Origin of the sequence: Anaerococcus sp. (assembly GCF_022770135.1) — a bacterium.
Taxonomy (GTDB): domain Bacteria; phylum Bacillota; class Clostridia; order Tissierellales; family Peptoniphilaceae; genus Anaerococcus.
This window is the reverse complement of sequence record NZ_JALEIL010000139.1, coordinates 1-8,487: the sequence shown is the minus strand read 5'-3', so window position 1 is coordinate 8,487 and position 8,487 is coordinate 1. Positions and strand designations below refer to the sequence as shown.

Below are 8,487 nucleotides of genomic sequence, written 5' to 3'. Positions count from 1 at the left end.
ACTTCCTTCGGGAAGTTTTTTTGCTGGAAATTTTTAATTGCTCTTGCAAAAATCAAAGTCCCTGATATAATATTATTAACAGTGTATGGTATATGGCATAACACCAGAAGGGAGGTTTTATGTTTAAGCTAAATTTTAATTCGGAAGTCCCTTTGTATATGCAAATCGTTGATGAGACCAAGCTCTATCTTGCGAAAGGCTTACTTAAGGATGGGGATAAGTTCCCATCTGTAAGAGAGCTTTCGAAGAGTCTGTCCATCAATCAGACAACTGTCTCCAAGGCCTTCAAGGAACTTGACAGACTAGGTCTAATAGAGACAAGACCTGGCATAGGGACTTTTATCCGAATCGATCAGAGTAAGATTGATACTAACAAAGACGAATTTACGAAAAATCTCAGGGAAGATTTCACCAAGGCTATATTTTTAGGCTTTGCTAGGGAAGAAATACTCGCGATTTTCGACGAGACAGAAAGGAGTTTGTATGAGGATAAGGGCAGAGAAAATAAGTAAGGACTTTGATGAAAAGAAAGTCTTAGATAATATTTCCTTTGACTTAAAGGAAGGAATGATTACAGGACTTGTCGGCCGCAATGGTTCGGGTAAGACCACTCTTCTTAAGTGCTTGTGTGGGATTTATGATATTGATGGTGGAAGCTTTAGCCTTGATGATAAGGATCTTAGGGAAAATCCAAGTCTTATTAAGAACATCGCCTTCTTGCCTGATAGCTTTGACTATTTTAATTATTATAAGGTAAAGCATATTCCGGGCTTTTTCAAAGTTATTTATGAAGACTTCGACGAAACTTTCTTCTTTGAGGAAATCAAAAGACAAAAGATTGATCCAGACAAAAACGTGAGGAATTTCTCCAAAGGACAGAAGAATATCCTAGGTCTTATAACAATTCTTGCAAGTGGGGCGAAAATTCTTCTAATTGATGAAATCCTTGATGGGATGGATGTCCTAAACAAAAAGGAAATCCTATCATATCTTATAGATGCCAAGGATTCTGGCAAGGCAGTATTTGCCTCAAGCCACGAGCTCGACCAGCTTTCTGGAATATCAGATTATATCTTCTATCTAACCAAAGATGGCAAGCTCATAGATACATCAGACGAAAGAATCAATCAATTAAGGAAGATCCAACTTGTCTTTAAGGAAGAGGTTCCAGAAAATCTCGATAGGAGGATGATTCTCATAAACAAAATCGGAAGAGTTGCGACAATTCTTGTAAATGCAAGTGAAAAGGACGTAGAAGAAATCCTAAAGAGAGAGGACATAGCCCAATATGATATCCTAACTCCTAAGATTGAGGATTATTTCTACCTAGAAAGGGGCCGAGAAGATGCGTAATTTTAAGAATTTGATTAAATTTACCTGGAAGAGATTCTCTATTTGGATTATTTTGGTTACGGTTTTTTGTACCATGGCCGTTGGCATGTCTAATCAAAATTCTATTAGAAACGACTACGATAACTTTTCTAATAATGTTTTAAGCATGAGAGAAGATTTATACGGCAAAAATGACAATGAAGAATTAAAGATTAACGGAGAAAGCTTAGACCAGATTGAAATTGAACTTCTAAAGTATAAGGAAAAGTATAAGCTCCGAGACTTTGATGAAGTGTATAGCCTAGATGTCCCTGGCGAGGTTCAGGATGATTACTTTGAAAGGCTAAGTAAAAATGGGGGATATGATGCCCACTATATCTACAACAGCATTAAGACCTATCTTGAGAGATTTGATGAAGGGAAATTTGATGGATCTAGTTACTATCAGGCCTTGATCTTTCCTATAGTTATATTTATGGGGCTATTTGGAATGAGTCTTACAAGTCTTGAGCAGTCTTCTTCAATATATGATTTTACTAGACTTATGCCATGGAAGAAGAAAGATGAATTACTGATGAAAACGGGAATTGTATTTCTATTTGGCCTGGTGATTTTTGCTATAAATGCCGTCGTTCTTGCCTTCATTTTAAAGACTTCAGCCTTTGGACAAGTATTAAGTTTTTCTCTTATAGGAAGGCAGATTTGTAGAAATATCCTGATTTTCCTTGGTACGAGTATAATCTCTATTTCCTTAGGTTTTATTGCAGGTAATTTCCTTGGTCATTTCGGTCTTTTCATAATGACTCTTGCAGGCTTTGAGCTCTATAGGGAGAATTTGAATATGACCTTGCAAGTATTTTCTACTAATATGGCAGATAAGTTTTATAGTGCGATGGCAAGCTTTGAAGAAGGACTTCATCCTTTTATAAAAACTCTCCTATCTATTGTCTATATTGATGTAGAAGATATAAGGACCATCCTTGCCTTTGTCCTTGTGGCAGCTCTGATATTTTGCCTCGCCCTATATCTGAGCAAGAATCAAACTAGCGAAAGAAGTGGCTATATGATAGTAAACAAAAAAGTAAGCTTATTTTGTAAGCTAATTGCGACCCTCACCTTAGCCAATCTCATGACCTCACTTCTTGCTAGTGTATTTGTAGATACAAGTTTTCTTGTGATGATAATATTTGTACTTTCCTTATTGCTAAGTTACAAATTCTTTGATATGCTATTTGATATAAGACTTAAATTTTAAGGAGAGAATATGGCAAAAGATAGACTTAGTTGGGAAGAATATTTCATGAAACTTGCAACAACTGTCGCAAGACGTGGAACTTGTGACAGGGCTTATGTTGGTTGCGTTTTGGTAAATGAAGAAAATAGGATAGTTTCTACAGGCTACAACGGATCGATCAAGGGAAATCCTCATTGCGATGAGGTGGGCCACACCATGAGAGATGGGCATTGTATAGCCACAATCCATGCCGAGATGAACGCCATACTATATTGTGCCAAGGAAGGCATAGCTACCAAAAACACCATTTGCTATGTGACACATTTCCCTTGCCTTAACTGTACCAAGTCCCTAATCCAAGCAGGAATCAAGAAAATCTATTACGGAACAGCTTACAGGATGGACGACTATGCGGTCGAGCTTCTGGAAAGAAACAATATAAGCTTTGAAAGAATAGAAATAAGTGAAGACAAATGAAGCTAATTGCATCCGATTTTGACGGAACGATATTCATAGATGAGAAAATCAAAACAGAAGATATAAAGGCCATAAGAGATTTCCAAGATAAGGGGAATCTCTTTGGCATTGTAACAGGTAGGACCTACCATTCTCTCTTTGTCCTAATAGAAGGAAAGATTGACCCAGATTTTGTCATAGCCAACAACGGGTCCCATATTTTTGTAAAAAACGGCAAGGAGATGACAGAAATCCTAAAATATTCACTAGACCAGGATAAAATTATGGAGGTAATAGACTTCTACGGAAGAAAATATCAGACTAGGATTTTTACAGATGAGGATAGGGCAGTAGAAAAGATAGCCGACTTAAGAGAAGGCGAAGAAATCCTATCTCTTGCAATATACTCAGACCACATCCTAGAAAATCCCTTCCAAGAAGACTTCTCCTTCCACAAGTCAATAGGGGTAATTGACGTAATTAATTCTGCTGTAAGCAAGCAAACCGGCATAGAATTTATCAAGGACTTCTATAGATTTGATAAGGAAATCATAGCCATAGGAGATGACTTCAACGACATAACATTTCTAGAGCAAACAAGACTATCCTTTAGCCTAAACTATGTGAAGGAAAAAGAAGTCTTAGATGCTGTGAACTTTAAAGTCGAAGGGATAAGAGAATTGATAGAGAATATAGATGAATTTCAAAAAAAGCCTAATTAGGAGAGGATTTCCTCTCAACTAATTAGGCTTTTGTTTTATTATCCAATTTTTTCGACATTGACAAGAGGAAGCATCTTCATGATTTCTTCTCTTGAAGGGAGGTCTAGGACTCTTGCTGTGGCAGAAGCACTTGCTACTGAGACCTTATATGATTCTACTGGGTCGCCATCACGAACCATGGTTCCTACGAAGCCTCCTATCATAGCGTCTCTGCAGGCAACAGTGTTTATTATTTCATTATCATCCTTTACTGGAGTTGATTCGTAGACATCATCTCCCACAAATAGCATTGATCCACTCGCACCATAGGAGATTATTACGTATTTAGCTCCCATATTTACGAGCTTTTTGCCGTAAGGGATGAAGTCTTTTTTATCTTCTATTCTTACGTTGAATATTTCTTCGATATCTTCTGCGTTTGGCTTAACTAGTATTGGATTTTCCTTTACTATATCGAGAAGGTATTTTGCAGGTACGTCTGCTACGAAGTCTGCTCCATTGGCTGTGGCTACTGATACGAGTCTGGTGTAGATGTCGTTATCTAGTCCATCTTCCATTGGAGGAACTGATCCACCGAAGATTATGGTATCTCCTTCTCTAACTCTTGATAGATAGTAAACTAATTCGTCTACTTCCTTGCTTTTGATAGTTGGTCCTGGGAAGTTGATCATAGTTTCTTGATTGTTCTCGAAAAGTTTGATGTTTGTTCTATTGTGGTTATCCATCTTTACAAAGTTGGTGCTAATATTTTCGTTTGTCAACCAATCTTTGATAAATTCTCCTTGAAAGCCTCCGACAAAACCTGTAGCTATGGTTGGGATTCTTAGAGAAGAGAGAATCCTCGATACGTTAAGGGCCTTTCCTCCTGGGACGGATCTTTCTTGGACGATGTTGTTTTGTCCACCGAGATTGAGATTTTTAAGCTCTACAAATAAATCAATTGATGGATTTAGGGTTACGGTATAAATCATTATTCTTCCTTTTCCTTTCTTTTCTAATTCTTTCCTATAATTTTAACTTGCTTATACTTTCTATAATTTCTTCCATGTGCATGCCATGGCTTCCCTTGACAAATACAAGAGAAGACTTAGTGATGATGGATTTTAGTTTGTCTATGAGATCATTTTTGCTGGTAAAGTGGAAGATCCTATCTTTGGAGAAGTTCTCTAAGGCTCCCTCATACATATGCTTAGAAAGACTTCCAAAGAAGAGACAATAGTCAATATCTTTTGGGTCGATTTCTCTACCTACTTGGTAGTGGAGGTCATTTTCAGTTTCTCCAAGCTCTAGCATATCGCCTAGCACAAGGATTTTGCTGTCGTAGCCTCCTAGAAGCTTTGTTGTTTCAAGGCCACTTCTTAGGGACTGAGGATTTGACTTATAGCAGTCATCCAAGACATCGAAGCCATCGAATTCTATCATCCTTGACCTATTATTGGCAGGAGTTACTTCAGAAAGCCCCTTCTTGATTTGATCTGTGCTTAGATCAAGGAGGCTAGATACTAGGACACTTACGCCGCCATTGTAGATATTGTGACTACCCAAGAGGGGAATGGTGTAAGTTTCTCCATCATGGGAGAATTTCACATTTCCTCTGTTATCACCAGAAGCTTTTACTACAAAGTCATTTTCATCCTCTTCTCCAAAAGATATGATTTTTTGTTTTACTTCATAGGTTGAGATTTCCTTTTTCATAGTCGGATCGTCACCATTGTAGATAAAATATCCTTCTGGGCTTAGGCCTTCTACGATTTCCATCTTGGCCTTTAGGATTCCTTCCTTGGTCTTGAGATTTTCTAGGTGGCTATCTCCAATATTGGTAATAATTGCTATATCTGGCTTTGAAATACTAGTAGTAAGAGATATATCTCCGAAGCTATCTGTTCCCATCTCTACTATAGCGATATCTGTATCTTCTTCAAGACTAAGTACGGTCTTAGGAACTCCTATCTCATTATTGAGGTTTCCTATAGTTTTTTGAACCTTGTACTTTTCCTTGAGAACTTCATAGAGGAGGTCCTTGGTAGTTGTCTTTCCATTGGAACCTGTGATGCCTATTACTTTGGTATCTTTTAGCTCAGCCCTATAAGCTCTTGCCAAATCTTGGAGGGCTTTTAAGGTATCTTCAACCCTTATATAAGGGATGGATATATTATTTTTTATCTTACAATCATGATCTGCGAGAAAGGCAGAAGCGCCCTTATCCTCACATTCCTTGATAAAAAGTCTTCCGTCAAAGACTTCCCCGATTAGAGGAATATATAGATTTCCTTCTTGGATTGTTCTAGAATCAGAAGATACTCCCTTAATTTTAAGATCAGAGTATTTTTCATCAGAGATTTCTCCGCCGATCATTTTGGCGATTTCGCCCAGCTTTCTTTCTATCATCTTTGCCACCTTTCAAATCCATCTTCTATTAATCTATCCAAAACCTCTGCAAAGCTTTCATCATACATAAGCTCACATAGTCTTGCGAAAAATGATGAAGGGGTAAAGCCAGGGAAGGTATTGATTTCGTTGACATAGAAATTATTATCCTTGCCTAGGAAAATATCAACTCTGGCAAAGCCTTCACAGCCACAAGCTTCGTATGCTCTTCTTACAAATTCTCGAGCTTCTTCTAGCTTTTCATTTTCTAGTATATAAGGAAGAGTCTCCTTGGTGGACTTAGAAAAGTACTTAGCATCGTAGTCGAGGAAGGTGTGGTCTGAGATATAGGCTGCAGGCTCAGAGACATCTGGATTCATGTAGCCTACTACAGCAAACTCGATTTCCTGCCCTTCGATTAGCTCTTCTACGAGGACCTTTTTATCATACTTTAGCGCTTCATCTCCAGCAGCTAGAAGTTCCTTCTTGTTGGTAACCTTGCTTACGCCAACAGAAGACCCATTAGCAGAAGGCTTTACTATAAGAGGAAGGCCGATTCCTTCTATACATCTATCGGCGAAGGTATCGTCGAAACCATCCTTATTAGTGTAGAGATATTTGGCCTGACTTAATTTATTCTTCTCGAAAATATCATTGCTTGTAACCTTGTCCATACAGATTGCAGAAGATAGAAGGCCATTTCCTATGTAGGCAATTCCTATAACATCTAGGAGGGCTTGGATGGTTCCATCTTCTCCATAGGTTCCGTGGACTGCAGGAATTACAATGGTTTTTGAATAATCTTCCTTGGACAGGCAGGCGAGGAAATCTGCTATAGACTTTGTCCTATTTTCCTTAACTTCCCTAACTAGGTCAAACTCATTATCTGTGTCGATTTTATCGAAAGCTTTTGAGTAAGCTCCTTTTTTATTAATATATACTAACTTTATCTTATATTTTTCTTCATTTAGATTCTTGCTTATGTTAAGGGCACTTCTTAGAGATATATCATGCTCGCTTGAAGGGCCACCACATAAAATGTAGACATTAATCATTCTTTGCTCTCTTTCATATAAATTCTATGAGGATTATACTACTTTAGGAAAACTTGGGCTAATTATTATAAGGAGGAGGTTAAGCTTATAGAAAAAATCACAAGAGTTACATTTGTTACAATTTAATGAGCTAAAAGAAAGATAAAAACGGTCGGAATTTGTTTGAATTATAGAAAAATTATAAAAAAAATCTAGAAATTTAATAAAATATTTGATGAAATTAGCTAAAAAATTTCTGGGAAAACCTTGTATATCAGTATTTTCTAGAAAATATTAAAAAAAATCATAATCTACATAATTTTTACACAATTAAAAGGTACAATAGGGCTTGTAAAAAAGAGTTGTTAATATTTTGTAACTATTATTACAAACGAAATTAAATTTTAAAATTAATAAAATTAGGAAGAGGATATAAATGAACAAATTCACAAAATACGCACTAGCAGCAGCGCTAGTACTACCATCAGTATTTACTTTCGGATCAAAGGAAGCTAAGGCTGATAGAATCGAACTTAACACAGAAAAGGCAAAAGCAGTAAATGTAAGAAGCACTGCTGAAGAAAAGAACAACGTTATTGGAACAATCAATGACGAAAACAAATCTTACGAAATTCTTGGAAAAGCTAACGGCTGGTACAGAATCGACTTCGAAGGAAAAGAAGCATTCGTAGGTACACCATGGTTTAACGTAACAGCTGAAACAGAAGTTGTAGCTCCAGCAAACTTCAGAGATGATGCTCAACTTTCATCAAATGTAATAAGCGTTCTACAAGAAGGCGATGTAGTTGAAGTTATCGAAGAAGCAGCTAACGGATACGTAAAGGTTAAATTCGATGGAGAAGAAGGATATGTATACAACAACCTTCTAAAATCTTTCAAGGAAAGAAACGAGAAAGCTCATAACAAAGCTAAAGAAGTAGTTCAAGCACCAGCAAATAATACACAAAAAGCTTCATACCAAACATATGAAGAACCAACATACACATACACAGAAGAATACTACTACGAAGAACCTTCAAATGATTACTACTATGAAGATTCATACGAAGAAGACTACTCTTCTTATCAAGGAGATTCAAACTGGGCAAAAGAATGGATAGCTCAAAGAGAATCAGGCGGATCATACACAGCATATAACCCAGCTGGTGGCTACTACGGAAGATACCAACTAAACCCATCCCTAGTAGGCTACGGAGCAAGCCCAGAAGAACAAGAAGCAGCAGCAGACTCATACGTATACGGAAGATACGGTTCATGGGAAAACGCTCAAGCATTTTGGGCTAATAATGGTTGGTACTAAAAAACAAGCCTGTACGAAAAC

General features: G+C 37.3%; 9 protein-coding genes. 6 read left to right on the top strand and 3 right to left on the bottom strand.

The features are described 5' to 3' along the window. Window positions 1-119: 119 nt before the first annotated feature. From MRZ08_RS07180 to MRZ08_RS07160, 5 genes are all read left to right on the top strand, one after another. Window positions 120-512 carry a GntR family transcriptional regulator gene (locus tag MRZ08_RS07180; RefSeq protein WP_297381100.1) on the top strand — a complete coding sequence of 131 codons (393 nt, stop codon included), beginning with the start codon at window positions 120-122 and terminating at the stop codon, window positions 510-512. After that, window positions 484-1,353, top strand: a complete 870-nt coding sequence (locus MRZ08_RS07175; RefSeq protein ID WP_297381098.1) for an ABC transporter ATP-binding protein — start codon at window positions 484-486, stop codon at window positions 1,351-1,353. The genes MRZ08_RS07180 and MRZ08_RS07175 overlap by 29 nt, the downstream gene beginning before the upstream one ends. A gap of 85 nt (window positions 1,354-1,438) precedes the next feature. After that, complete coding sequence (locus tag MRZ08_RS07170) at window positions 1,439-2,587, top strand: hypothetical protein (RefSeq protein WP_297381095.1); 1,149 nt, start codon at window positions 1,439-1,441, stop codon at window positions 2,585-2,587. A 9-nt stretch (window positions 2,588-2,596) separates the two neighbouring features. Further along, the gene (locus MRZ08_RS07165) at window positions 2,597-3,043 is read left to right on the top strand and encodes a deaminase (protein ID WP_297381092.1); all 447 of its coding nucleotides are present in this window, start codon (window positions 2,597-2,599) and stop codon (window positions 3,041-3,043) included. Continuing rightward, complete coding sequence (locus tag MRZ08_RS07160; protein WP_297381090.1) at window positions 3,040-3,744, top strand: HAD-IIB family hydrolase; 705 nt, start codon at window positions 3,040-3,042, stop codon at window positions 3,742-3,744. The genes MRZ08_RS07165 and MRZ08_RS07160 overlap by 4 nt, the downstream gene beginning before the upstream one ends. Before the next feature lie 38 nt (window positions 3,745-3,782). Here MRZ08_RS07160 and MRZ08_RS07155 read toward each other — a convergent pair whose 3' ends face one another. Genes MRZ08_RS07155 through MRZ08_RS07145 form a run of 3 tightly spaced genes read right to left on the bottom strand, consistent with a single transcriptional unit; the run spans window position 3,783 to window position 7,166 of the window. Then, window positions 3,783-4,715 carry a 1-phosphofructokinase family hexose kinase gene (locus tag MRZ08_RS07155; RefSeq protein ID WP_297381087.1) on the bottom strand — a complete coding sequence of 311 codons (933 nt, stop codon included), beginning with the start codon at window positions 4,713-4,715 and terminating at the stop codon, window positions 3,783-3,785. Window positions 4,716-4,749: 34 nt separating this feature from the next. Next, on the bottom strand, window positions 4,750-6,132 hold the full coding sequence (gene murF, locus MRZ08_RS07150; protein ID WP_297381085.1) for a UDP-N-acetylmuramoyl-tripeptide--D-alanyl-D-alanine ligase: 1,383 nt from the start codon (window positions 6,130-6,132) through the stop codon (window positions 4,750-4,752). Then, a complete protein-coding gene (locus MRZ08_RS07145; RefSeq protein ID WP_297381082.1) occupies window positions 6,129-7,166 on the bottom strand; it encodes a D-alanine--D-alanine ligase family protein in 1,038 nt (345 codons plus the stop codon). Before MRZ08_RS07145 ends, murF begins: the two co-directional genes overlap by 4 nt. A gap of 415 nt (window positions 7,167-7,581) precedes the next feature. Here MRZ08_RS07145 and MRZ08_RS07140 point away from each other — a divergent pair, with 415 nt between their 5' ends. Then, entirely contained in the window at window positions 7,582-8,466 is an 885-nt protein-coding gene (locus MRZ08_RS07140; protein WP_297381078.1) for an SH3 domain-containing protein, read from the top strand. Window positions 8,467-8,487: the final 21 nt, after the last annotated feature.